This window comes from Acidobacterium sp. FHG110202_01 (assembly GCF_059115305.1).
Genome location: NZ_JBZYWJ010000010.1, coordinates 96,514 through 119,804 on the forward strand (window position 1 = coordinate 96,514; position 23,291 = coordinate 119,804).

Annotated in this window: 24 protein-coding genes; 19 read left to right on the forward strand and 5 right to left on the reverse strand. The window is 56.5% G+C overall.

All coding sequences use genetic code 11. The features are described from left to right. Positions 1–19: 19 nt before the first annotated feature. The 3 genes from AC5S16_RS20010 to AC5S16_RS20020 are packed head-to-tail and all read left to right on the forward strand — an operon-like array spanning position 20 to position 1,736. A complete protein-coding gene (locus AC5S16_RS20010; protein ID WP_493931883.1) occupies positions 20–772 on the forward strand; it encodes a TIGR04255 family protein in 753 nt (250 codons plus the stop codon). Continuing rightward, positions 769–1,287 (forward strand): hypothetical protein, encoded by a 519-nt coding sequence (locus AC5S16_RS20015; RefSeq protein WP_493931884.1) that lies wholly within the window; start codon positions 769–771, stop codon positions 1,285–1,287. The genes AC5S16_RS20010 and AC5S16_RS20015 overlap by 4 nt, the downstream gene beginning before the upstream one ends. Then, on the forward strand, positions 1,266–1,736 hold the full coding sequence (locus tag AC5S16_RS20020; protein ID WP_493931885.1) for a hypothetical protein: 471 nt from the start codon (positions 1,266–1,268) through the stop codon (positions 1,734–1,736). The genes AC5S16_RS20015 and AC5S16_RS20020 overlap by 22 nt, the downstream gene beginning before the upstream one ends. A 100-nt stretch (positions 1,737–1,836) precedes the next feature. On the opposite strand, the gene msrA is transcribed toward AC5S16_RS20020, so the two are convergent. Further along, positions 1,837–2,307, reverse strand: coding sequence for a peptide-methionine (S)-S-oxide reductase MsrA (gene msrA, locus AC5S16_RS20025; RefSeq protein WP_493931886.1), 471 nt, complete (start codon positions 2,305–2,307; stop codon positions 1,837–1,839). Between the two features lie 235 nt (positions 2,308–2,542). Here msrA and trpD point away from each other — a divergent pair, with 235 nt between their 5' ends. The 15 genes from trpD to sucD all read left to right on the forward strand — a co-directional run bounded on the left by trpD (position 2,543) and on the right by sucD (position 17,307). After that, the gene (trpD, locus tag AC5S16_RS20030; protein WP_493931887.1) at positions 2,543–3,577 is read left to right on the forward strand and encodes an anthranilate phosphoribosyltransferase; all 1,035 of its coding nucleotides are present in this window, start codon (positions 2,543–2,545) and stop codon (positions 3,575–3,577) included. Positions 3,578–3,722: 145 nt separating this feature from the next. Next, complete coding sequence (locus AC5S16_RS20035; RefSeq protein ID WP_493931888.1) at positions 3,723–4,445, forward strand: SIMPL domain-containing protein; 723 nt, start codon at positions 3,723–3,725, stop codon at positions 4,443–4,445. 165 nt (positions 4,446–4,610) lie between these two features. Beyond that, complete coding sequence (locus AC5S16_RS20040) at positions 4,611–5,465, forward strand: acyltransferase (RefSeq protein WP_493931889.1); 855 nt, start codon at positions 4,611–4,613, stop codon at positions 5,463–5,465. Between the two features lie 274 nt (positions 5,466–5,739). Continuing rightward, on the forward strand, positions 5,740–6,444 hold the full coding sequence (locus tag AC5S16_RS20045) for a site-2 protease family protein (RefSeq protein WP_493931890.1): 705 nt from the start codon (positions 5,740–5,742) through the stop codon (positions 6,442–6,444). Positions 6,445–6,632: 188 nt separating this feature from the next. Then, a complete protein-coding gene (locus tag AC5S16_RS20050; protein WP_493931891.1) occupies positions 6,633–7,556 on the forward strand; it encodes an alpha/beta hydrolase in 924 nt (307 codons plus the stop codon). A 343-nt stretch (positions 7,557–7,899) separates the two neighbouring features. Then, a complete protein-coding gene (gene trpS, locus AC5S16_RS20055) occupies positions 7,900–8,913 on the forward strand; it encodes a tryptophan--tRNA ligase (RefSeq protein ID WP_493932046.1) in 1,014 nt (337 codons plus the stop codon). Between the two features lie 119 nt (positions 8,914–9,032). Next, positions 9,033–9,911, forward strand: coding sequence for a segregation and condensation protein A (locus AC5S16_RS20060; protein ID WP_493931892.1), 879 nt, complete (start codon positions 9,033–9,035; stop codon positions 9,909–9,911). 86 nt (positions 9,912–9,997) lie between these two features. Next, on the forward strand, positions 9,998–10,183 hold the full coding sequence (locus tag AC5S16_RS20065) for a hypothetical protein (RefSeq protein WP_493931893.1): 186 nt from the start codon (positions 9,998–10,000) through the stop codon (positions 10,181–10,183). A 147-nt stretch (positions 10,184–10,330) separates the two neighbouring features. Further along, positions 10,331–11,959: an inorganic phosphate transporter gene (locus AC5S16_RS20070; RefSeq protein WP_493931894.1), complete on the forward strand. Its 1,629-nt coding sequence runs from the start codon at positions 10,331–10,333 to the stop codon at positions 11,957–11,959. Between the two features lie 192 nt (positions 11,960–12,151). After that, positions 12,152–13,141, forward strand: coding sequence for an SMC-Scp complex subunit ScpB (gene scpB / locus AC5S16_RS20075; protein ID WP_493931895.1), 990 nt, complete (start codon positions 12,152–12,154; stop codon positions 13,139–13,141). After that, positions 13,138–13,974, forward strand: a complete 837-nt coding sequence (locus AC5S16_RS20080) for a pseudouridine synthase (protein WP_493931896.1) — start codon at positions 13,138–13,140, stop codon at positions 13,972–13,974. The genes scpB and AC5S16_RS20080 overlap by 4 nt, the downstream gene beginning before the upstream one ends. Positions 13,975–14,018: 44 nt before the next feature. Further along, on the forward strand, positions 14,019–14,657 hold the full coding sequence (locus AC5S16_RS20085; RefSeq protein WP_493931897.1) for a CPBP family intramembrane glutamic endopeptidase: 639 nt from the start codon (positions 14,019–14,021) through the stop codon (positions 14,655–14,657). Positions 14,658–14,810: 153 nt separating this feature from the next. Further along, positions 14,811–15,986 carry an ADP-forming succinate--CoA ligase subunit beta gene (sucC, locus tag AC5S16_RS20090; RefSeq protein ID WP_493931898.1) on the forward strand — a complete coding sequence of 392 codons (1,176 nt, stop codon included), beginning with the start codon at positions 14,811–14,813 and terminating at the stop codon, positions 15,984–15,986. 49 nt (positions 15,987–16,035) lie between these two features. Next, complete coding sequence (locus AC5S16_RS20095; RefSeq protein ID WP_493931899.1) at positions 16,036–16,404, forward strand: four helix bundle protein; 369 nt, start codon at positions 16,036–16,038, stop codon at positions 16,402–16,404. A gap of 27 nt (positions 16,405–16,431) precedes the next feature. Continuing rightward, entirely contained in the window at positions 16,432–17,307 is an 876-nt protein-coding gene (gene sucD, locus AC5S16_RS20100; RefSeq protein ID WP_493931900.1) for a succinate--CoA ligase subunit alpha, read from the forward strand. Between the two features lie 59 nt (positions 17,308–17,366). Here sucD and AC5S16_RS20105 read toward each other — a convergent pair whose 3' ends face one another. The 3 genes from AC5S16_RS20105 to AC5S16_RS20115 form a co-directional block, all read right to left on the reverse strand. After that, positions 17,367–17,738, reverse strand: coding sequence for a hypothetical protein (locus AC5S16_RS20105; RefSeq protein ID WP_493931901.1), 372 nt, complete (start codon positions 17,736–17,738; stop codon positions 17,367–17,369). 102 nt (positions 17,739–17,840) lie between these two features. After that, positions 17,841–19,481: a S41 family peptidase gene (locus tag AC5S16_RS20110; protein WP_493931902.1), complete on the reverse strand. Its 1,641-nt coding sequence runs from the start codon at positions 19,479–19,481 to the stop codon at positions 17,841–17,843. A gap of 80 nt (positions 19,482–19,561) precedes the next feature. Further along, on the reverse strand, positions 19,562–20,437 hold the full coding sequence (locus AC5S16_RS20115) for a retropepsin-like aspartic protease (protein ID WP_493931903.1): 876 nt from the start codon (positions 20,435–20,437) through the stop codon (positions 19,562–19,564). 101 nt (positions 20,438–20,538) lie between these two features. Here AC5S16_RS20115 and AC5S16_RS20120 point away from each other — a divergent pair, with 101 nt between their 5' ends. After that, positions 20,539–22,734: a winged helix-turn-helix domain-containing protein gene (locus AC5S16_RS20120; RefSeq protein ID WP_493931904.1), complete on the forward strand. Its 2,196-nt coding sequence runs from the start codon at positions 20,539–20,541 to the stop codon at positions 22,732–22,734. A gap of 42 nt (positions 22,735–22,776) precedes the next feature. Here the strand turns inward: AC5S16_RS20120 and AC5S16_RS20125 are convergent, their stop codons facing one another. Continuing rightward, on the reverse strand, positions 22,777–23,241 hold the full coding sequence (locus AC5S16_RS20125; protein ID WP_493931905.1) for a hypothetical protein: 465 nt from the start codon (positions 23,239–23,241) through the stop codon (positions 22,777–22,779). Positions 23,242–23,291: the final 50 nt, after the last annotated feature.

The following is a 23,291-nucleotide window of genomic DNA, read 5'->3' on the forward strand; positions in this document are numbered from 1 at the left end:
ACTCAGATTGAGGGAACCGTTGGCAGCACAAGAAACATACCCACATGCGCCTATCGTTGAAGCGGTACTCGATATCAGAACGAGGCTGTCATCTGGTCTCTCGATTGAGACTTTGAAGGAGATTCACGATGGCGAAAAGGATGCTTACCCTATAACCAGACAGCCTTTTCTAGTTCAATTCAAGTTCGAGAAAAAAGATGCCGAAACAGACCCAATTACTGACACATCATATGCCTCAAACGGTCAGATGTTTGTCAGCAAAGATGGATTGCAGCTGTTTCAGGCTAGACCGGATGGTTTTAGCCATAACCGACTAAAACCGTATACAAACTGGATATCGTTCAGGGGAGAAGCACGCCGTCTTTGGGATAAATATCGAAACATTGCAAAGCCCGAAGTCGTCGAAATGCTGGGGCTCAACTTTATCAATAAAATTACTATTCCCAGCGGAAAGGAAATTAGCGAATATCTTAGGGCGTATGTGGAAGTGCCGAAAGAACTGCCTCAAACACTGGAGGTTCACAATTTCCTGATCCAGATGACTGATCCAGAGTCAAATGCGAAAATCGCGATTTCAGTGAGTTTTGGTTCGGCTGATGAGGAGAATAAAGTTCCGGTGACATTAAATATCCAATCATTTGCTTTCATCAATAAGCCGATGAATCAGATTAACGAGGACGAAATTTGGGGTACTTTTGATACGTTAAGAGGATTAAAAAATCTAGCGTTCGAGTCCTCCATCACAGAAAAAGTGAAAGCAGAATTCAGATGAGTACAATAGCGGAACCAACCACGCGTTACTATACTCCTAGCCTGATATCGTCCACGATGGAACAGAGTAATCTTCCGTTGGAGTTGTCTAGGCGAACATCCAGCTCAGAGACGGATAAGTCAACACAGTACAACGATTGGCAGGCACCTTTATTTCGTGAAGGCAATAAAGAATCATACGTTGCATTCTGTAGCGATATTTTGAATTTTAATCGGGAAGAAGACGAGGAAGATCATATTTCGGAAAACGCACTCAGGGCAGCTTTATGGACTGCTGAGCGTGCGTTTACTCAGCTGCCAAATAAGTGGAGAAAGCCAAGAATTGCTACAGATGGCGGGGGCGGTGTTCGCTTGACATGGCGCTCAGGTGAAAAGGAGATTCGTGCTGTTTTTCCCGCAAGTATGAGGCGTCCGCAGTATCTGTATGTTGAACAAGGTGAGATGCATCAGACAATAAAGAATTTCACTTCAACGACCCTCAGCCATCAATTTGAGTGGCTTCTCTCGAACAAATGACCCAGTTAGGTGATGGGACCGAAGATGTCGAATGTGATGAAATTGTCTACCGGGCTTTGAAACGAAGCTGGACTAGCGAAGATAAGGTAACTGCTGAAGCTTTTATCCGAAGAGTGCAGGGTGAAAGCTCTGAGGGCTATGTCTCAATATCTCGCAGGAAGTATACGACCGCACGGGAATGCAGACTGAAACTAAGTAGAATGCCCACAACAGCATCTATTCACGTTGGTCGAATTAGAAGTCTTCCATACAATCTCGATGTACATCCTGATCCAATCAAAGATGAGTTCGGCACTATTATCGATCCTGGTCACTGTTCATTATTGAATCTGCCTGATCCTATTAATGACTCCGATAATGCTGAATACATTGCCTCTCAATTGGCTAAAATTGCCCGTGTGGTAACAGTCCTCCAAGAAGAACAAGAACACCATGAGAGACGCTCTTAAATGGTAGTTGGAGAAGAATTAAGTCGGGAGCTCGAATCACCCTGGGGCGCGCCAATTGCTTTCGCACTCACAACTCTAGGACTTTGTAGCCGATCATGAATTAGATATGGCAGCTGGCCATCCCGCGCTTTTCTAAATACTTCTGGTGGTATTCTTCGGCACGCCAGAAGGTCTGTGCCGGCACTACCTGGGTGACAATCGGCTTGGGGAAGCGCTTTTCTGCGGTCAGCTTTTCGATCACGTTTTTAGCGGCGGCTTCCTGTTCGGGTGAATGGAAGAAGACGGCGGAGCGGTATTGTGTGCCCCAGTCCGGGCCCTGGCGGTTGAGCTGCGTCGGGTCGTGCAGCGAGAAGAAGGCTTCGAGGAGCTGCTCGTAGCTGACCTTTGCCGGATCGAAGCTCAGCTCGACTACTTCGGCGTGGCCGGTCGCGTCGGTGCAGACATCTTTATAGGTTGGCTGGTCGAGTTTTCCGCCTTCGTAGCCTACGGCGGTTTCTGTTACTCCGGGAATCTGCGCGAACTGCGCCTCCACGCCCCAGAAGCATCCTGCACCAAATGTCGCCTTTTCCATCGCACACCTCTGTTATAGAGATTACGGCAGGCGGGGTCGCGATTCATAGCGCGCCTGTGATTTGAAAGCAATTCCCTCGGCGGCTAAAGCCGCGCTGATTCTGGTTCTTATGGCACGGCTGAAGCCGTGCCCCTTCAAAGCCTGGAATTTTCGTTGCTGCTGAAGCCATGCCTTACAAAGCTGAGCAAGTGCCTGCGACTGCAAAGCCTACGCAACTCCGGTACGATGGGCATAGATGCCCAGCCTGAAAGAACTGAATGAGAGCCAGGGCGCGCTTTCACGCGAGGATGCCCGCGCCGCTCTCCGGGAAATGCTGACCGGGGATACCAGCGATGCTGAGATCGCGGGGCTGCTGACCGCCATGGCGCGCCGCGGCGAGACGGCCGATGAGCTGACCGGCTTTGCCGAGACCATGCGCGAGCTTGCGGTTCCTGTTCCGTTGACAGAAGAAGAGCGGGCGCTGCTGATTGATACTTGCGGCACGGGCGGCGATAGTCGCGGCACCTTCAACATCTCGACTGGAGCGGCACTGGTGGCTGCGGCGGCGGGCGCGAAGGTCGCCAAGCATGGCAATCGCGCTGTGACCTCGAAGTGCGGCTCGGCGGACGTGCTGGAAGCGCTGGGAGTGGCGGTGGCGCTGCCGCCGGAGCTGGCGGTCGAGTCGCTGCGGACGGCGGGCTTTATGTTTCTGTATGCTCCGGCGCTGCATCCGGCGATGAAGCGCGTGCTGCCGGTGCGGCGGGCGCTGGGGTTCCGGACGATTTTCAATCTTGCCGGGCCGCTGACGAATCCGGCGGGCGCTCCGGCGCAGGTGATGGGGGTTTTTGCTCCTGACCGCGTGAACCTGATGGCGGAGACGATGGCTCGGCTGGGAGTTCGGCATGCCTTTGTGGTGCATGGCAGCGATGGGCTGGATGAGCTGACCATTACGGGGGCGAGCCATGTGGCTGAGGTCAGGGCTCAGGGCGTAGATGGCGTGCGATTGCTGGAGGTTACTCCGGAAGATGCTGGACTCGAGCGGGCTGAATTGTCGGAGCTGGCCGCGGCGGAGAGTGCGGCGAATAATGCGGCGATTCTTGAACGCATTTTCGCCGGGGAGCGCGGGCCGAGGCGGGACATTGTGTTGCTGAATGCTGCTGCTGCCCTGGTGACGGGCAGGATTGCTGCTGATCTGCGTGAGGGCGTGGAGCGCGCGGCTGAGGCGATTGATTCCGGCGCGGTGATCGGGACGCTCAGGAAACTGCGGGAGTTTGCGGAGGAGGTTGGGTAAAAATCTACCGCCAAGGCGCTAAGGTCGCCAAGAAATGCCGCAAAGATTTCTTAGCGTCTTAACAGTAGATCTTTTTATCTCGGAGAAGGCACAACCTCAGCGGCGAGTTATACTTGCCGGTGCTCATTGTGGAGGGAAGATATCCATGAAGCTTGTACGATTTGGTGCTTTGGTTCTGGCTTTGACTGTGTGGGCGCAGGCGCAGACGATCAAGGTGGACAAGGACAATCGCACGATCGCTGTTACTGCCAGCGATAAGGCCATTGCTGATGCCGATCTTGCTGTGGTGCACGTCGGATTTCAGGTCTTCGGGCCGGATGAGAAGACGACCTATGCGAATGGATCCAAAGTGTCGAATGCGGTCACGGATGCGCTGAAGAAGTCAGGGGTTCCTGAGAAGTCGATTGAGAGCGAGAACCAGAACCTTTCGCCGAACAATTTTTTCGACCAGAGAGAATCGGAGATGGACCGGGCGCAGAAGAAGTTCGTTCTGAACCAGTCGTGGACGGTGAAGACGAAGCCGGATGATGCGGCGAAGGTGCTTCATACTGCAGTTGAAGCGGGTGCGAATCAGAGCGGGCAGATCGACTGGCAGTATGAGGACATGAATGGCTTGCAGGCGAAGGCTGCGGCCAACGCTCTTAAGAAAGCGCAGGCGGTGGCGCAGCAGATGGCCGATGGGCTCAATGTGAAGCTGGCTGGATTAGTCTATGCCAGCAATCAGGCTCCGGAGAGCCCTGTGCGGCCTCTTCCGATGGCTATGAGAATGAACGGCGCGATGGAGGCTCAGAAAGTTATGCCGCTCGCGATCAATCCGCGCAGGATTGAGGAGTCGTCCACAGTTTATGCGGTCTTTGCGATTCAGTGATTGCGACTGTTATGTTGTGTTGCTCATCTGAATATAGTTAGTGGTCGAACGAGGAAAACTGCAGGTCCCTCGGCTACGCACTTCGTGCTTCGCTCGGGATGACAAACTGATTCTATGCTCAGGATGACAATCTATATACAATCGTGCTCCTCATGGTGACAAATTATGCCTCGTTATGAATATCGCGACATTCGGCCTTCCCGTGAGGCTGAGGAAGTTTTTCTTCGCTGGCTCACTTATCTTGACGAAGAGTTCACCAAGCACAAGAAGCCCGATCTGCGCGCCGAGCTTGTTCACGACAACCTGCATCAGTTGCTGCTGGGACGGCCCAAGGGCGGGCGACTGAATTTCACTCTTACGAGCGAGCTGCCGTTCAATGTACTGCAGCTTTCGCTCGATTCGGCCAATGTCACGCTGGAACCGGAGTATTACGGCGAGGTCGACGAGAAGAAGTATGCCTGCATCAAGCCGCTGATCTATTTCTGGCAGATGTTTGACCGCTCACCGGTCGCGCTGAACCACTGGCTGGGGTTTCGCTTTCGCGCCATGCTGGGCAAGCATATCTTCAAGCACATCGGGAAGAACGTGAAGATCTTTCACGGGGTTGAGTTCAGCTTCGGCTATAACCTCACCATCGAAGATGATTGCGTCATTCACAAGTACGTCATGCTGGATGATCGTGGCGAGCTGATCATCCGCAAGGGCACGTCGATCTCTGATTATGCTGCGGTCTACTCGCATGCGCACGATCCTAAAGACCCGATGGTGGTCGAGAACCGAAGGACTGAGATCGGGCCGGGGGCCAGGATTACCTACCATTCCGCGGTGATGGCTGGAGTTACTGTCGGCGAAGATGCGATGCTCGGCACAATGGGCGTGGCGACGCACGATATCGATCCGCACAGCATTGTCGGGGGCGTTCCGGCAAAGCCGATCCGGACCAAGGATGAGGCGACGCTGTTTGCTGACCGGGAGACGTATGTTGCTCCGCCGTCTACCGGCGAGCACTGCGGGGACTAGCCGTCCCGGGCGGACGCGCGCCTTTTGGCGCGCCATTCTTGCCTTGGCGCTGGTTCTCGACTTCCTTTCGCTCCCTTTGGTCGCTTTCTTTTGCGGCTGGTTCTACAGAGATATTTAACCGCAGAGGACGCTGAGGTTTGGCGCGGAGGTACGCAGAGGAACTGCAGGTCCCTCCGCTCCGCTGCGCTTCGGTCGGGATGACAATCAAGGCTGTGTGGCGCCGGAGGCGCGTTTCGCCGTGCGCGCAGCACCCTGATAAGATCAGAAGCGTTGCATGAGCCAGCAAGAGATCGTTCTCAAGATTTTTCAGTTTGTCATTCTTGTGTTTGCGTTGAGCCTGCATGAGGCGGCACATGCCTGGATGGCGTCGCGGCTGGGCGACCAGACGGCGCGGATGCTGGGGCGCGTGACGCTCAATCCCATGAAGCATATCGATCCGCTGGGGACAGTGCTGATTCCGCTGGCGATGCTGTTCCTTCCCGGGTCGGGGAGATTCCTTTTTGGATGGGCGCGACCTACCCCGGTGACTACGCGCAACTTCAAGCGTATTGTGCGGGACGATATTCTGACGACGCTGGCCGGACCGGTAAGCAATATTCTGGCGGCGGTGGCGGCGCTCTTCGGGCTGATCCTAGTGGCCAAGCTCAGTCCTGCGGGGGCGGTCGCGGTCAAAGGGCTGGCGATGGGCATGATTGATCCGTCGCTGATGCAGGCGAGCCCGGTAATTTTCCCCATGGTGATTCTGTTCTACATGGGGATTGTGCTCAATCTCTTTCTGGCGGCCTTCAATTTGATTCCTCTGCCTCCTCTGGACGGGTCGCACATCATCCGGCACATGCTGCCTTACAGCGCGCTGCGCGTGTATGACTCGCTGGGGATGATCAGCCTGGTGCTGATCCTCTTTTTTGGTGGGCCGATTGTGAACCTGCTGGTGAGCCCGGCGCTCTATGCGTTTAACCGGGTGCTGCTGAGTCTTTAGAAGCACTATGCCTCCGGCGGCCGCTTCGCGCGGGGCGGTCCTCGCCGGACGGGCGTACCAGATGGGGGAGCGGGAAAGAACCCGCTCCCCCATCTGACTTTGCCTGCCTGCGAGCCTCTTGGTGAATGAGCCGTGACGCCAAAAGTACATATGCCTGGACGGCTAGTCCCTGTTAAGCTTGCGGCACTGTGATTAAGCCATTCGTTTTTGCTCTTTGTGTTGCTGGTGCTTTTGGGGTGGTGCGGGCGCAGGCGCCTGCCTGGCAGCCGGCGGCGGGGCTTACGGAAACGCCGCTCTGGCCGGGAGCTGTTCCGGATGCGCAGCCTGTTGCGGGTCCGGAGGCCGATAAGACCTCGAGCACGGATGGATTGATTGCCGGCAGGCATGTGATTCGGCTTGGGAATGTTGCGCTGCCTACGATGACTGTCTATCCGCCGAAGGGGAAGAGCACGGGGGCGGCGGTTCTGGTTTTTCCCGGTGGGGGATACCGGATTCTGGCGATTGATCTTGAGGGCTCAGAAGTCTGCGACTGGCTCACTTCGAGCGGGATTACCTGTGTTCTGGTGAAGTACCGGGTGCCTGATTCGGGGCCTTATCCGAAGTCGCCTATGGCTCTGGAAGACGCGCAGAGGGCAATGGGACTGGCGCGGCTCCATGCGGCGGAGTGGCATGTCGATCCGCACCGGATCGGGGTACTGGGGTTTTCTGCGGGTGCGCACCTGGCGGTGGCGTTGAGCACGCATTTCGATAAGCGGCTGTATCCGGAGGTGGATGCGGCTGACCGGGAGAGCTGCCGTCCGGATTTTGAGGTGGTCATCTATCCGGGATATCTGGCGATTGCCGATCAGAACTTCGCGATGAATCCGGACATTCCGGTCACGAGCGAGACTCCGCCGACATTTCTTCTGCAGACTGAGGACGATCACGTAGCTCATGTGGAGAGCTCGCTGGCGTATTATGCGGCGCTCAAGAAGGCCAATGTCCCGGTGGAGATGCATCTGTATACCGATGGCGTGCATGGGTATGGCTTGCGGCGCACGGCGCTTCCGGTGACGGGGTGGCCTCAGCTGGTGGAGACCTGGTTGCGGACGATCAAGATAATCGCGGAATGAACGGTCACTCTATCGCATTACATTGGTGCGATAGAGTGGGACTCGGAAGAAGCAAAAAACCAGGTTAGCTGCGCGAACCTGGGGCACCCATGTTAGAGGCTGCCGATGCGAAAGGGCGGTTGTTGCTTCGCAACAATTCGCAGGAACGCTTCGACTTCGCTCAGGGCAAGTTCTTCTTGTTCCTGCGGGTCCTTCGACTCCGCGCTTTGTGCTTCGCTCAGGATGACGACAGAGGTGGGCGTTCTTTTCTGAAAAGTTCCGTACAATAAGGCAAGCAATTTCTCACGTGAAGGATACGGTGTCGACTTCCTCTTCTGTTCCTTTGAAGCGCGTGCTGAGCGGCATGCGTCCGACTGGCAAACTTCATCTCGGCAATTACATGGGCGCGCTCAAGAACTGGGTGCGCATTCAGGATGAGTATGAGTGCTACTACTTCATCGCCGATCTGCATGCGCTTACGACTGACTATGCCGATCCTTCGATGGTGAAGCAGAATACGCTGGATGTCGCGCTTGATTTTCTGGCTGGCGGGCTCGATCCGGAGAAGTCGGTGATTTTTGTGCAGAGCCGGGTGCCGCACCATGCAGAGCTGCATCTGCTGCTGTCGATGATTACGACGCTTGGATGGCTCGAGCGCGTGCCTACTTATAAGGAGCAGCAGGAGAACATTACCGGCAAAGACCTGACTACGTATGGGTTTCTCGGATATCCGCTGCTGCAGAGCGCCGATATTCTGGTCTACCAGGCTGCTTTTGTCCCTGTAGGGCAGGACCAGGTGGCGCACATCGAACTGACCCGCGAAGTGGCACGCCGGTTCAACCAGTTCTATCCAAGACAGGGGACAGGGGACAGGGCACAGGGTTCAGAAATACTTCCCGAGCCGCAGGCTTTGCTGACTCCTTCGCCCAAGCTGCCGGGAACCGATGGCCGCAAGATGTCGAAGAGCTATGGGAATACGATTCTGATGTCCGATCCTGAGCTGGTGATACGGCAGAAGCTGAAGCCGATGGTGACGGATCCGGCGCGGGTGCGAAGAACCGATCCCGGTAATCCGGATGTATGTCCAGTGGGCGACCTGCACAAGGTTTTCTCGTCGCAGGAGACGCTGGCGAAGGTCTATGAGGGCTGCACGACGGCTTCAATCGGCTGTATCGAGTGCAAGGGCTGGGCGGCGGATGGAGTGGTGAAGGAGCTGGCTCCAGTGCAGGAGCGGCGGCGGAAGTATGAAGAGAATCCGCGGCTGGTGGAGGAGATTCTGGAGGCTGGATCGGCACGCGCACGGAACCGTGCCGAGCAGACGATGAAAGATGTTCGGACGGCGATGGGTCTGGTGGAGAATCTGGTGGGGGAAGCGTGATGGATGAGCTGAAACCTGGTTCCTTGCCTGAGACGGAGGCCGGGTCGTCCGGGGAAAGTCCACAAACCGAATCATCCGGGGAGAATCCTGCGAATCTCCCACATTTTCCTTCGGAAAATATGGGGCACCCTGGTGTTCAGGATTCCACCACTACTGAAATCTCGACTCCATCTAAGAAAGAAGCTGACAAAGACAAGAAGGATGAGAAGAAGGAAGAGAGCGCGTTTCCTTTTTCGGTTACTGTCGGCAAGGTCTATGACGGTCCGCTTGATCTGCTGCTGGATCTGATCCGGAAGCAGGACATCGATATCTACGACATCCCCATTGCCAAGATTACGGCGCAGTTTCTGGCTTATGTGGAGCAGCTGAAGGCTACGGACGTAGATACGGCGGGCGAGTTCATCTATACCGCGTCGCTGCTGATTCACATCAAGAGCAAGATGCTGCTGCCGCGCTCGCCTGTGGAAGTGGCGGAAGGGGAAGCTGAAGATCCGCGGCGCGAGCTGGTGGAGCGGCTGCTCGAACATGAGCGCTTCAAGAATGCGGCGCAGATGCTCAAGCAGAAGCAGGTGATTGAGGAGTCGGTGTGGTCGAATCCGAACTTCAAAGACTTCCGCAACGATGAGGGCACGGAGGCGGAGATTGCCGCCGATACGCTGGATCTGGCGCGGGTGCTCCGGGACATTCTGTCGCGCATGAAGCAGCGGCCGGTGCTCGATGTGGAAGAGGATTCGGTGACGGTCGGCCAGATGATCGATTATGTGCGGCGGCGGCTGATTACGGAAGACAAGCCGGTTTCGCTGCGCAAAATTCTGGCGAATGCAAAGTCGGAGCGGACGCTGATTGCGATGTTTCTGGCACTGCTCGAGCTGGTGCGGCTGCAGGCCATTCTGCTACGGCAGGACCAGATTTTCAGCGATATCTTCATCAAGAAGCATGCCGACTTTGAGACGGTGATGACGGAGCGCATGAACCAGATGCAGGACGACTGGACGTAAGGCCCGCTGCGCTTCCACAGGCCTTTTCTCTATTGTTGTGCTACTCTTTGGGACATTTCATCCCTAACGGGAACAGGAGATTGGCTATGGGATTGTTAGAAGATGCGGAGAAGATCGCCGGAGCAGTGGTTGCAGTGGAAGGAGCAAAGAAGCTCGACCCGAATGCCGGCTTTTTGACCGAAGCCGCGGCTGCGGTCGCAGGCTTTGAAGGCGCTGGGGCTATTGCTGAACATCTTGAAAAGAAAGAAGATGGCGGCGACCAGCAGAGCTAGAATTTTCGCCTGGAGGCGGTGGAGAGATAGGTCCTGCCGCCTCCATTCACCAAAAATTCATAAAACTTTCGGGTCAATTTTTACACATATCGTTCATTGGCTTTGATAGGGTGCAACAACGCTTGCTCTCTTTCGGAGTCAATGACCATGAATGAAGCTACCTCTGCCGTAATTTCCCCTGGATCGACACCTGCTGCAGGAAACCTCCTCGACCAGAAGATGAAGAAATCACCCGGATTGATCGGGTCGCTGCTCTTCGGTGTCGTTCTGCTGGCCGGTCTGGGATATGCCGGCTTCCATCTAGCTCAAGACATTTCTGGAGCGCCGATTCTCAGCGTATGGCCTTATGTGCTGCTGGGTGTCGCATTGCTCATCGCGTTGGGCTTTGAGTTCGTTAACGGATTTCATGACACGGCCAATGCCGTGGCCACGGTGATCTACACGCATTCGCTCGAACCGCATATCGCTGTAGTCTGGTCGGGGATGTGGAACCTGATCGGCGTGCTGACGTCGTCGGGCGGCGTGGCCTTTTCGATTCTTTCGCTGCTGCCTGTGGAGCTGATTCTGCAGGTGGGCAAGGGCGCGGGATTCGCGATGGTCTTCGCGCTGCTGATTGCGGCGATTCTGTGGAACCTGGGCACCTGGGCGCTGGGCCTGCCGGCTTCGAGCTCGCATACGCTGATCGGGTCGATCATCGGCGTGGGCATTGCCAACCAGCTGATGATGGGCCGCACGGGAACGAGCGGCGTGGACTGGGCGCAGGCGGGCAGCGTTTTCAAGACCCTGCTGATTTCGCCTTTGGTCGGCTTTATCTGCGCGGCCCTGCTGCTGCTTGTTCTGAAGGTCCTCATCAAAGACCCGGCGCTGTATCAGTCACCGAAGGGCGATGCTCCGCCGCCATTCTGGATTCGCGCGCTGCTGATTCTGACCTGCACGGGTGTGAGCTTTGGGCATGGTTCGAATGACGGGCAGAAGGGCATGGGCCTGATCATGCTGATCCTGATCGGCGTGGTGCCGACGGCGTATGCGTTGAACCATGCGGTGGGCTACGGCCAGGTGCCGGATTTTGCCGCGGTCTCCGAGCAGGCGTCTGGCATCCTGAGCCATTATGTCTCGCCGGATGCAGTCATGAGCGATCCGCGGAACGACCTGACGGAGTACATCCGCACGAAAGAATACACGCCGACGGTTCCGCTGGCGGCGCGTGAGCTGGCTCTGGATATTTCGCATGAAGTGCAGCTCTATAAGTCGCTTGCCGGAGTCCCTGCCAACCAGCAGCAGAACGTGCGCAATGACATGTACGTGGAAAGTGAAGCACTGAGGCTGATGGCCAAGGCCGGCACGCCGAACTTCACCGCGGAGGAGACGTCGTCGATCAACAATTACAAGAAGCATCTCGATACGGCCACCAAGTTCATTCCGAGCTGGGTAAAGGTGGCTGTGGCGCTGGCTCTGGGGCTGGGCACGATGGTCGGCTGGAAGCGGATTGTGGTGACGGTTGGCGAGAAGATCGGCAAAGAGCACCTGACGTATGCTCAGGGCGCTTCGGCAGAGATCGTCGCTGCATGCACCATCATTGCTGCTGACCAGTTCAAGATGCCGGTTTCGACTACCCACGTTCTGTCGTCCGGCGTGGCCGGAACGATGATGGCCAACGGCAGCGGCCTGCAGCTTTCGACAATCCGGAACATTGCTCTGGCCTGGGTCTTCACGCTGCCTGCAGCAGCGCTGCTTGCCGGCGGCATCTTCTGGGTGCTGCGGCAGTTCGTTCACTGATCCGAGAACAGAACCTCTTCACCACCCTTCGACTACGCTCAGGGCAGGCTCCGAGCGCAGAAGACGCAGAGTCTTCGTACTTTCTGTGTCCTTCTGGGAGGAGGAGGTTTTTTGCACATCTGACGAAAAAGGCGCTGCTTCGGTAGTATTCAGAAAGAGCCGGCGCTGTTCTCCGGCTCCCCTGACCAAAGCATGAGTCTGAAGGCAAAGATTGAAGCAGTAATTTATGCGGCTGAAGAGCCGGTGACCTTGGCGCAGCTTGTTGGTCTTTTCGGCGAAGAGGCGCTGGAAGAGAAGCGGCTGAGAGATGCTGCGTCTGCGAATGAAGCCGTCGATGTCGAGAACAGCGGTGCACCAGATACTGTTCTTCCGGTAGAAGAGACGGATTTTCTTACCGTGGAAGAAGCGGCTGTCGCAGCAAAGCATGAAGCTGAGGAAGAGGCGCCATCGCCGGAAGACGAGAAGCGCGCCACACGGCAGCGCGACCGGGAAGTCCGCGAAGAGCTGCGTCGCTCGCTTAATGAGCTGATCGCTGACTATGCCAACGGCGACCGCGGCATGGAGATTCGCGAGATTGCCGGCGGCTACCGGGTGGCCACCAAGCCCGAGTACCACGATGCGGTGCGCGGCTTTGTGAAGAGCCTCAAGCCGCCGATGAAGCTGTCTCTGCAGGCGTTGGAGACGCTGGCAGTCATCGCCTACAAGCAGCCCATTACTGCGCCCGAAGTGGGCGAGATTCGCGGTGTCGATTCGGCGGGCGTGATCGGGTCGCTCATCAGCCGCAAGCTGGTGACGACGGCGGGACGCAAGCAGGTGATCGGCCGGCCGATTCTCTATAAGACCACGAAGGAATTCCTGCTGCGCTTCGGCCTCAGGGACCTGAACGAGCTTCCGTCCATGGAAGAGTTCGAGAAGATGGCTGCGGGAGAGCTGGCTGAGCCGGGCGATTTGCCCTTTGAGGAGAAGCCGGCGGCCCAGGTTCCGAACTCCGAAGGCATTCTTGAAACGGACGAGAAGAGCGAGACCCTGGAAGAGGCCGAGGCCAAGGCCCATGCCGCGGTTGCGGTGACCGATGAGTCGGAGGATGAGGAAGAGGACGTTCCCGGCGTTGCGGTTGAGGTCGAGGTTGACGACGAGGACGCTTTGGAGGCGGCTGCCACCTCAGATGAGACTCAGTCATGAGCGATCCCGTCCGGCTGCAGAAGATCATTGCGCAGGCGGGCATTGTTTCGCGGCGCAAGGCTGAGGAGCTGATTCTTGAAGGGCGCGTGCAGGTCAACGGGCAGACGGTCACGGAGCTGGGCACGAAGGCCGATCCGGAGCGCGACCATATCCGCGTGGATGGCAAGCTGCTGCATGGCGCGCAGAAGCACCGCTATTTTCTCCTGAACAAGCCCAAAGGTTATGTCACGACGGTCAGCGACCCAGAAGGGCGTCCGACGGTGATGCAGCTGGTCGAGCGCGCTGGAGTGCGCGTCTTCCCTGTAGGCCGGCTTGATTACCAGAGCGAGGGCCTGCTACTGATGACCAATGACGGCGAGCTAGCCAATGCGCTTACGCGCACGGCAGCGAAGGTCGAGAAAGTTTACCTGGTCAAGATCAGCGGAAAGCCCAGCGAGGCTGCGTTGGACCAACTGCGCTCGGGCATCATGATCGAGCGCGGAAGGCCTGGATTCAAATCGGGTTCGCATCAGGGATCGCGGGGACCGCGGCTGGGCCGTGTGATGACTGCTCCTGCTGCGATCAAGCTGATTCGCGATGCTGAGAACCCCTGGTATGAGATGACACTGATCGAAGGCCGCAACCGGGAAATCCGCAAGATGTTTGAAGAGGTCGGGCATCATGTGGAGAAGATTCGGCGTGTTGGGTACGGGCCGCTGGTGCTCGATGTGCCTCCGGGTGAGGTGCGGGAACTTTCGGAAAAGGAAGTCGAGGCGCTGCGGAAAGCTGCTGCAGGCCGTGTTGGGAAAAAGAAGACACATGCTGCAGCGAAACCGAAGAGGCGTTCGAGTTAAGTGCTGACCGGCACGCAGGCTGTGTCGCGTATAAATAACTCATCATGCCCCGCGTCATGCTTTGTGTTGAGTTCCTGCTTCTGTTTGTTGCTCTGCCACTCGCATATCGTTTCTCGCCGCGGCCGGTTCCTGCGCTTCCGGCTCTCTGGCTGGTAACACTTTACTGTTATTGGCAGTTGCGTCGGGACGCATCGTTTTCCGGGAGCCTTTTCTGGAATCCCCGTCCTGTTATGGCGCAGCTTCCATCCATTGTTATTTGTTTTCTGCTGAGCGCCCTGGTGATAGGACTTGCCGTCAGGCTGGTTGCTCCGAACCTTTTGTTCGGTTTTGCAAGGACGAATCCTCGGCTGTGGGCATTAGTCATGGTCCTCTATCCGGTGCTGTCCGTCTATCCGCAAGGCATCATCTACCGCTGTTTCCTGATGCATCGCTACGCTTCTTTGCTGCCTTCCAACCTGTTGCTTATGGTAGTAAGCGCCGGAGCCTTTGCATTTATGCATATTATTTTTCGGAATCCTCTGGCAGTGCTGCTCACGTTTGCCGGTGGACTGCTGTTTGCGTGGAGGTATTATGCGACAGGCAGCCTGTTTACATCTGCTCTAGAGCATTCTCTTTATGGCTGCTGGCTCTTTACCATCGGCCTGGGGGAGTTCTTTTATCACGGGCGTATTTCTATCAGGTAGCTGTGCCTTCATTTCCATCCAATAACTGACAACTGACAACTGACAACTGACAACTGACAACTGCGGCCTGTAGTATGGAAGGTTAGCCGTCATTTTGCCTGCCACTGCACGGTCGATCCGCGCTAAAGGGAAAATCTGCGGCGCATACAAGCTATGAAAATCCACGAGTATCAGGCGAAGGACATCCTGGCAAAGTACGGCGTTGCCGTGCCCCGGGGTGAGGTGGCCAACACGCTCGACGAAGCGCTGGATGTGGCCAAGAAGCTTTTTGCCGGCGGAGCGAACGGCGTCGTAGTGAAGGCGCAGATTCACGCCGGAGGCCGCGGCAAGGGCGGCGGCGTGAAGGTCGCCAAGAACATTGACGAAGCCGAGCAGTATGCCAAGCAGATTCTGGGCATGCAGCTGGTGACGCACCAGACCGGTCCGCAGGGACAGAAGGTGCAGCGGCTGCTGATCGAAGAGACAGCGGCGATTGAGCGCGAGCTGTATCTCGGAATCGTGCTCGACCGTGCAGCGGCGAAGCTGGTCTTCATGGCCTCGCAGGCGGGCGGTATGGAAATCGAAGAGGTCGCGGCGAAAGACCCCACGGCAATCCACAAGGCATACATCGATCCGGCGGTCGGATTCCAGCCCTACCAGGCGCGCGAGCTGGCCTTTGCACTGGGGCTGAAGCCTACGCAGATCAGCGAAGCGGTGAAGTTCATGACCGGACTCTACCAGGCTTATGTCGACACGGATGCTTCGCTGCTCGAAATCAATCCCTTCATCACGACCAAGGATGACAAGCTCTTCGCGCTCGATTGCAAGATCAACTTCGACGATAACGCGATGTTCCGACACAAGGATTTGAAGGAACTGCGCGACATTGCGGAGGAAGATCCGCTGGAAGTGGAAGCGTCGAAGTATGCGCTGAACTACATCAAGCTCGACGGCAACATTGCCTGCATGGTGAACGGCGCGGGCCTGGCGATGGCGACGATGGACATCATCCAGTATGCCGGCGGCTCGCCTGCGAACTTCCTTGACGTGGGCGGCGGCGCGAACCAGCAGCAAATTGAGGCGGCCTTCGCTATCCTGCTTGCCGACAAGAATGTGAAGGCCATCTTCATCAATATTTTTGGCGGCATCCTGCGCGTGGATGTGCTGGCAACGGCTGTGGTCGCAGCGGCGAAGAAGCTGAATGTGACGCTGCCTATTGTTCTTCGCCTGGAAGGAACGAATGTGGACGAGGGCAGGAAAATTCTCCAGGAATCAGGTCTGAAGTTTTCTGTTGGCGCAACGATGAAAGATGCAGCCGAGCTGGTGGTTGCTGCTGCAAGCGGTAAGTAGTGAGTTGTTAGTTGTCAGTCCCCAGTAGAGCTCGGAGACCTAAGTACATATGGGGAAGTCATTTCGAGACCTTGTGGTATGGCAAAGAGCAATGGATTTAACGACGTGTGTTTATCAGGCAAGCGCTGCGTTTCCCAAGTCAGAAATGTACGGTTTGACATTACAGATACGGCGGGCAGCTGTTTCCGTAGCGAGCAATATTGCGGAAGGTGCTGGAAGAAGCAGCAAGAAAGAATTTAGGCAATTTCTTAGCATGGCAAGAGGATCAAATTGTGAACTGCAAACGCAATTAGCGATCGCTTCCAGGCTCCAATTGGCGAGTCCTGAAAAGATTGCAAGAGCAGAATTGCTTTCGAGTGAAGTAGGCAGATTGTTGAATGGACTGATGAGGTCACTCTTGCAATCCGCTGGAAACTAACAACTAAGGACTAAGGACTAAAAGCTAATGGCTGTTTTAGTAGACAAGAACACTCGCCTCATTGTGCAGGGCATCACCGGCAAGGAAGGCACTTTCCATGCCAAGGGCTGCGCTGAATACGGAACGAAGGTTGTTGGCGGCGTGACTCCCGGCAAGGGTGGAACCATTCACGAAGGCTGGCCGGTGTTTGACACGGTCGAGAAGGCTGTTGCCGAGACGGGCGCGAATGCGACGGTGATTTTTGTGCCGCCACCGTTTGCAGCCGATGCGATTCTCGAAGCCAACGACGCGGGCATTCCTCTGATCATCTGCATCACGGAAGGCATTCCGGTGAACGACATGGTCAAGGTCTGGAGCGTGCTCAAGAATTCGAAGTCGAGGCTCATCGGGCCGAATTGCCCTGGAGTGATCTCGCCCGGCAAGGCCAAGATCGGCATTATGCCCGGGCGTATCCACAAGGAGGGCAATGTCGGCATCGTCTCGCGCTCGGGCACGCTGACTTACGAAGCTGTTTATCAGCTGACGCAGCGCGGCATTGGCCAGTCGACGGCGATCGGCATTGGCGGCGACCCGATTATCGGCACAACGCACGTCGATGCGCTGAAGCTGCTCAACGAAGACCCTGAGACGGAAGCGATTATCCTGATCGGCGAAATCGGCGGAACGGCGGAAGAGACGGCGGCTGAGTATGTGAAGCAGCACATCAAGAAGCCGGTCGTGGGTTTTATTGCCGGTCAGACGGCTCCTCCGGGACGCCGCATGGGCCATGCAGGCGCGATCATCTCCGGCGGGCAGGGAACTGCGGCTGAGAAGATGAAGGCGCTCAAGGCTGCTGGGATTCATGTAGTGGAGAGTCCGGCTGCTATTGGGGAGACTGTAGCCAAGGTGATTGGGAAGGCTTAGGTTTGACTAAAAAGAGCGGCGCAAATTTTGCGCCGCTCTTTAATCTCCAAATTCGGAAGCTACTGTCTTGGCAGCCGCGCCTCCAGCACAGCCAGCCGTTCACGAATGTCGATTGCAAAATCCAGCTTCTGGCCAAAGGAGCGGATGATCTCATGGGTTCGCTCATCTCTAAGCTGTATCTCGCTATGGAGTCCATCTACCGATTCCTGGAGCTTCTCATCCCGCAATTGTGTTTCCTTATTGCCGGAATGAATCTCTGCCCTTAAATTTTCATCCCGCAACTGCATCTCTTTCTGCAAGCTTTCATTCCTGACCTGCATTTCCGTGCGTAGCGAATCCACCGACACACGCACCGCTTTCAGCTCAGGAACGAGCAGGTCCTGAACGACTTCCCGGAATGAATCCACAATGGTTTTGGCTTGAATGCTCATCTTCTGGCGTTGATCATACTTTACCTGCATAACAGACGAGTAGTGACGAAAATAACAAAGGCAGGCTTGTAGCCTGCCCTTTATTGTTTAGAAAGAGATTGCTTACTCGGTGGTCGGTCCGGGGGTGGCCTTGGCCGTTACGGTCTTCTGTGTGTCGACCTTTTCAGCTGCCTGTTCGAGCGTTGTTGCCTGCGGCATGTAGCCCAGCGCCTGGGTGATCATTGGATCCCATGAGGCTTTTACCTTCAGGCCTTCTGCCTGGCCGAACTGGGTGGTGAAGATGTTGTATTTGATCATCATCTTCGTCCAGTCGAGCACGGCATTGAATTCCTGATCGGTGAAGGTGATGTCCTGTGTGCCGAGGTATTGCTTGAAGTCAGCCAGAACGTTGTCATCCACCTGGAAATCGCGGCCGACGGAGCGGTTCGCCAGGTAGTGCTTGGCGAAGTTGAAGAAGGAATAGTGCTCGGGCGACATCAGCACTTCCTGGAAGTGTGTGGACTTCGGCGTCTCGATTTTGTAATCAGGCGTAATGCCACCGCCGCCGTAGACGGTGCGTCCGGAGTCAGTCAGCTTGACTTCGCGGTCTTTGTTGTCCTGCGGCTGGTCGTGGTTGAAGTAGTAATCGTAGAGCGAAACGCCGCTGTAGTTGCGCTGGATGAGGCGTCCGCTGGGCGTGTAGTAGTGATAAGTGGTGAGTGCGAGGCCGGTGTTGTCTGAGAGCTGATAAACAGTCTGGACAAGGCCCTTGCCGAAGGTGGTCTCACCTACGATGATGGCGCGGTCGTGGTCCTGCAGTGCGCCGCTGACAATCTCGGCGGCTGATGCCGTTCCCTTGTTGACCAGGACGATGACGGGATAGGTCCTGCCGCCGTTGCCGTGCATGGCGTGATACGTCTGCTCGGGGAAGGCGCGTCCGCGCTGCGAAACGATGACCTGGCCCTTCTTGAGGAACTTGTCGCAGGTAGAGACGGCTTCCGTCAGCAGACCGCCTGGGTTGCCGCGCAGGTCAAGCAGCAGGCCCTTCATGTTGGGGCCGAAACTGTCGAGCGCATCGGCGACCTCGCGTCCTGTAGTTTCCTGGAACTGCGTGATATGGATGTAGCCGATGCCGGGGCGAATCTCTTCCTTGAGGTCGATGCTGGGGTGCGGGATCTCGTCGCGGACCAGATCGAAGGTTAACGGAGCGGCTGCGCCCTCACGCGAGACGGTGAGCTTGACATGCGTGCCTTTGGGGCCTTTCAGCATGTTGGCCACGTCTTCAGAACTCATCGTGTCGGTCTTCTTGTCGTCGACGGAGATGATGACGTCGCCGGGCCGCACGCCTGCCTTGTAGGAGGGCGTGCCTTCATAGGGGTAGAGGACGACGACCTTCTGTACTCCGCTGACAAGCTGCGGCTGGATGGTCATGCCCACGCCGTAATACTTGCCGTGCTGGTCCTCTTTCATCTTGGCGTAGGCTTTGGGGTCGTAGAAATTCGAGTGCGGGTCGAGCGTTCGCAGCATCTCGGGGATGGCCCCGTCATAGATGGCCCGGTCCTGCTTATCGCCATCGAGCGGCTCGGCGTAATTCTGCGCGACCACGTCGTAGACGCTGGCAAAGGTCTTCAGGCTGTCGCGGAACTGCGACTCATCGTTGCTGGACTGTGCGCCGACTTTCTGGCTGACGACGATTCCGGCAAGTCCGCAGGCGGAAAAGAAAACTGTGAGCGCGAAAATGGTACGGCGAGTGCGGGAAGGCATGTGACGAGGACCCTCAAGGCATCCTTGTGGAAAGTATAACAGCGCGGGTAAAAACGCGCGGCCCACGCGATGAAGCGGTTTTATTTCCTCATGAGGCGAGGATTGGCGATGGCATAGGCCCCTTTATGGCTGATGAAGAGCCGGTCGAAGATATTGGTGGGCAGCGTGCCGTCGATATCCACTTTATCGCGGAGCCCTTCGCAGGAAGCGAGCCCAAGACGGGGAAGCGTGTCGCTGCCTATTTTGATTGTCACGAAGTCAATACGGCAGCGACTATTGCCATGAAGGGTTTGGAGGTTGCCAGCAGGCGTTGCGCGGCCCTGATACGGCAGCGGCTTTGATGCATAGAGCATCGCGTAGTTACTTCCGCTGTCGATCAGGAAATGCATGAATTTGCTTTCGTTGGGCAGCTTCAAGCTGAGCACCAGCCTGTCAACTGTCGGTTGATCATAGCGCATGCCGATAAAAGAAAGCGGCAGAAGATCGCCGCTCAGAGACCGGGCCAGAGCGGATGAGGCGTCCAGGGTCAGAGTCTTTGCATGATTGTCGATGAGGAGGTCGAAATGTTTAAGGAAGTCTTCGCCCAGAACTCCCTGGATGGAATCTCCCATCCTGCTCATCTGGTCAGCGTCGATACCCTCGATTTCAAGGTTATTGACATGCAGACCGGCGACGGCTACGCTTTCGGCCACCACCTGGTGCAGGTAAGTTACTCCAGTTGTCATATTGGCGGGAACCAGTGTGTTGGATGAGATCTTCAGGGTCTCCAGAATGTCGTTCTGGACCAGAGTGCGGTTGGATCCTGTATCAAGAATGAGGGAGTACGGGCCGGATCCGTTGATGAATACTGGAACGACCGGGAAACCCCAGCTGTTGAATTTGAGGGTGGCGACAGATTGAGCGCCGGCGAGCGCAGGAAGCAACAGGCAGATTGTCCATAGAAGGTATGACCGCATCACGACCCCCCGAATGCGGTCGAGAGTGCTCCGGTTCAGGCCTGTAAGTCATTGTTTTCAAAGCAGGTTTTTGTGAGGTTTTTCTGAGGGCTGTGACAGCTATGTCAAGCTACCGGTTCCTCGAATTCGAGCTGAATGAGGCGGATTTCTGCCTCAGCCGCAGGGGCCAGCGCGTCGCACTGGAGCCCAAGGCCCTGCGCGTGCTCACGCTGCTGGTGAACCGCGCCGGGCACCTGGTGGACAAGCAGGAGCTGCTGGAATCCGTCTGGCCCGACACTTTTGTTGAAGAGAACACACTCACGCGGACGATCGGCATCCTGAGACGGGAACTGGGCGACAGCAGCCGGGATTCCCGGGTGATTGAAACTGTACCGACGCGAGGCTACCGGTTCATTGCGCCGGTTGAGATTGTGGGAGAAGTCGTACCTGCCCCGACAACGTCACCGCAATCAGCACGAAAAGAGGTACAGACGGCAGGTACTCGCCGCCGCTCAAAACTAATCCCATTTCTTTTTGCTGGATTCGTATTGGTGATCGGCATTTCTATCGCAGTGTTTCTATCGGGAAGCAGGACCAGGCACGAAGCATCGAGACATCCGGCGGTCGAGCAGCGAGTCACATCCAACTCGCCCGAGGCTCCGGTGGAATATGCGGTTGTTTCACCGGATGGCAAATATGTTGCCTACTCTGACCCAGGCGGGCTATATCTGCGCGTGATTGCCAGCGGGGAAACGCGCCGCTGGGACCTGCCGAAGGATTTCATTGCTCATCCCAACAGCTGGTTTCCGGACGGCACGCATCTCCTGGTGACACGGCTGGAAGGAATGCCGCAAAAAGCCAGCCTGTGGAAGCTTTCGCTGCTGGGCGGCGCTCCGCGAAAGCTCGTCGATGATGCAGCAGCAGGGAAAGTTTCTCCGGATGGGATGAAAATTGCTTTCCTGGATTTCCATTTTCCCGCCTGGGGACGTGAACTCTGGGTTGTGAATGCAGATGGTTCCAATCCCCACAAGATAGCCGAGGCCGGCCAACGTGCAGACCCCAGCTACTCGAGCCGGATGCTGCCGCCGGCCTGGTCGCCGAACAGCAGACGGATTGCCTGTATTGAGCGCTATGGATTTGCTGACCTTTCTCCAGCCACAGGACTTTCCTCCCTATGGACGCGCGATGCGGAGGGAAGAGATCTTCAGGTGATTCTTAAAGACAGCTGGCTGGGGCCGGGACTCTCCTGGGCACCAGACGGGCGCATTCTATTTGCTACCCGGGCAAACCCGGCGAGTGAACGCGACAATGAGGATATGCGCTCGATTCGCATGGACGAACGCACCGGGAAAGCAGCTGGACCGCCGGAAGTCGTAACTACTGGCGCGGGGACAATCGGAGGCATAAGCGCGACCTCGGACGGGAAGAGGCTTGTGCTGTGGAGAACGAGCTCCCATGAGCAGGCATTTATCTCTGAATTTGACGCCAATACGCGGAAGTGGAAAACTCCCACTCGCTTCACATTAGACGCGAACGGCAATCAAGCTACGGCCTGGCTGCCTGACAGCAAGACGGTCCTGTTCGTTTCCAACCGGAATGGAACATGGACTCTCTTTAAGCAGGCGATCGATGAAACTACAGCGGATGTTCTGGTCGAAGGGCACAGCATATTTCTTCCACGATTAAGTGCCGATGGCCGGCAGGTGCTTTACCGATCGCAAGCTGATCCGGCAGACCCCTCTGTTCCTGAATCCCTGATGCGATTGCCGGTCGCCGGAGGCCCGCCTCAGCTAGTGGTACGAGATGTGGGGCTTGGGAATGACCAGTGCGCACGTCAGCCCTCGACATTGTGCATTTTTGACAAAGCGCAGGGAGATGACCTCATTATTTTTGTTTCCTTCGACCCCGAGCGCGGAATCGGGCGAGAACTTCTGAGAAGCAGTGGCGGGCGTCGTAATTGGAGCCTTTCTCCAGATGGCAGAACGCTTGCAGATTTTCCTGATAGCCGTCATAGCATCCGGTTTTTTGCCGTTGAGAACGGAGTCGCCAGGGAAGAAAAGACCATCACGCTGAATGACTGGCTGATTCCTTCCGGCGACTGGACCGCAGACGGTAAGGGCCTCCTGGTTCCGAGCGTTACTCCGACAGGAACGCCTGTCATTCTGGAGGTGAATCGAGCTGGGAAGGCGGCGGTTGTTCTGGAAGGGACCGCGAATACCTTATTTGAGTATTTGGTTCAGTCGCCCGATGGACGCCACGGGATTGTTGGAGCAGTGGTGCCCGGCGACAATAACGCCTGGATGATCGACAATTTCTAAAACCTATTCGTACACCCTGTAGGGATTTACTACAGCCGCCTGTCAGCGGGCATAGCTGTATATGCCGCACAGGCTCGTGGAGTTCGAAATGGAGTCCACGGTGAAGGTCGGGGGCTTCTGTCCGGAAAAGAAAGCCAGATTCAAGGTGCGGCCATCCACGTAGGTCGCCATCCACTCGGTATCTTCTGAGCCGCACAAGGTGTTCTTGTGCTGGAGCTTCTTTGCAGCAGGAATGCTCAGTTTGTAGAGGTGGCCCTTGGCACCGGAGTTGCTGTCAGCATCGAAGACTGCGCTTACCTCGGCCGGCGCGAGATCGCGCGCGCGGACGATGGGGAAACTGTAGAAGTTATTGATGAGCAGCTTTGTGTCCGACATGGCCACATCGCCTGTAACCGACTGCGCTGTGGAACTCTGCGCGCGCCAGTATCCCATTTCCTGCGCTTTGACCGCCGCGGAACAGACGAGCAGCACTCCCGCGATCACGCATATGAGTTGTTGTTTCTTCATTCTTTATAGGATGACATTCGCGGGACGTCTGGGCAAATGGCGTGCCAACC

Coding starts and splice junctions, on each gene's coding strand:
- AC5S16_RS20015 (WP_493931884.1), top strand. CDS start 769: ATGAGTACAATAGCGGAACCAACCACGCGTTACTATACTCCTAGCCTG.
- msrA (WP_493931886.1), bottom strand. CDS start 2,307: ATGGAAAAGGCGACATTTGGTGCAGGATGCTTCTGGGGCGTGGAGGCG.
- trpD (WP_493931887.1), top strand. CDS start 2,543: ATGCCCAGCCTGAAAGAACTGAATGAGAGCCAGGGCGCGCTTTCACGC.
- AC5S16_RS20035 (WP_493931888.1), top strand. CDS start 3,723: ATGAAGCTTGTACGATTTGGTGCTTTGGTTCTGGCTTTGACTGTGTGG.
- AC5S16_RS20040 (WP_493931889.1), top strand. CDS start 4,611: ATGCCTCGTTATGAATATCGCGACATTCGGCCTTCCCGTGAGGCTGAG.
- AC5S16_RS20045 (WP_493931890.1), top strand. CDS start 5,740: ATGAGCCAGCAAGAGATCGTTCTCAAGATTTTTCAGTTTGTCATTCTT.
- trpS (WP_493932046.1), top strand. CDS start 7,900: ATGCGTCCGACTGGCAAACTTCATCTCGGCAATTACATGGGCGCGCTC.
- AC5S16_RS20060 (WP_493931892.1), top strand. CDS start 9,033: ATGGGGCACCCTGGTGTTCAGGATTCCACCACTACTGAAATCTCGACT.
- AC5S16_RS20065 (WP_493931893.1), top strand. CDS start 9,998: ATGGGATTGTTAGAAGATGCGGAGAAGATCGCCGGAGCAGTGGTTGCA.
- AC5S16_RS20070 (WP_493931894.1), top strand. CDS start 10,331: ATGAATGAAGCTACCTCTGCCGTAATTTCCCCTGGATCGACACCTGCT.
- scpB (WP_493931895.1), top strand. CDS start 12,152: ATGAGTCTGAAGGCAAAGATTGAAGCAGTAATTTATGCGGCTGAAGAG.
- AC5S16_RS20080 (WP_493931896.1), top strand. CDS start 13,138: ATGAGCGATCCCGTCCGGCTGCAGAAGATCATTGCGCAGGCGGGCATT.
- AC5S16_RS20085 (WP_493931897.1), top strand. CDS start 14,019: ATGCCCCGCGTCATGCTTTGTGTTGAGTTCCTGCTTCTGTTTGTTGCT.
- sucC (WP_493931898.1), top strand. CDS start 14,811: ATGAAAATCCACGAGTATCAGGCGAAGGACATCCTGGCAAAGTACGGC.
- AC5S16_RS20095 (WP_493931899.1), top strand. CDS start 16,036: ATGGGGAAGTCATTTCGAGACCTTGTGGTATGGCAAAGAGCAATGGAT.
- sucD (WP_493931900.1), top strand. CDS start 16,432: ATGGCTGTTTTAGTAGACAAGAACACTCGCCTCATTGTGCAGGGCATC.
- AC5S16_RS20105 (WP_493931901.1), bottom strand. CDS start 17,738: ATGAGCATTCAAGCCAAAACCATTGTGGATTCATTCCGGGAAGTCGTT.
- AC5S16_RS20110 (WP_493931902.1), bottom strand. CDS start 19,481: ATGCCTTCCCGCACTCGCCGTACCATTTTCGCGCTCACAGTTTTCTTT.
- AC5S16_RS20115 (WP_493931903.1), bottom strand. CDS start 20,437: ATGCGGTCATACCTTCTATGGACAATCTGCCTGTTGCTTCCTGCGCTC.
- AC5S16_RS20120 (WP_493931904.1), top strand. CDS start 20,539: ATGTCAAGCTACCGGTTCCTCGAATTCGAGCTGAATGAGGCGGATTTC.
- AC5S16_RS20125 (WP_493931905.1), bottom strand. CDS start 23,241: ATGAAGAAACAACAACTCATATGCGTGATCGCGGGAGTGCTGCTCGTC.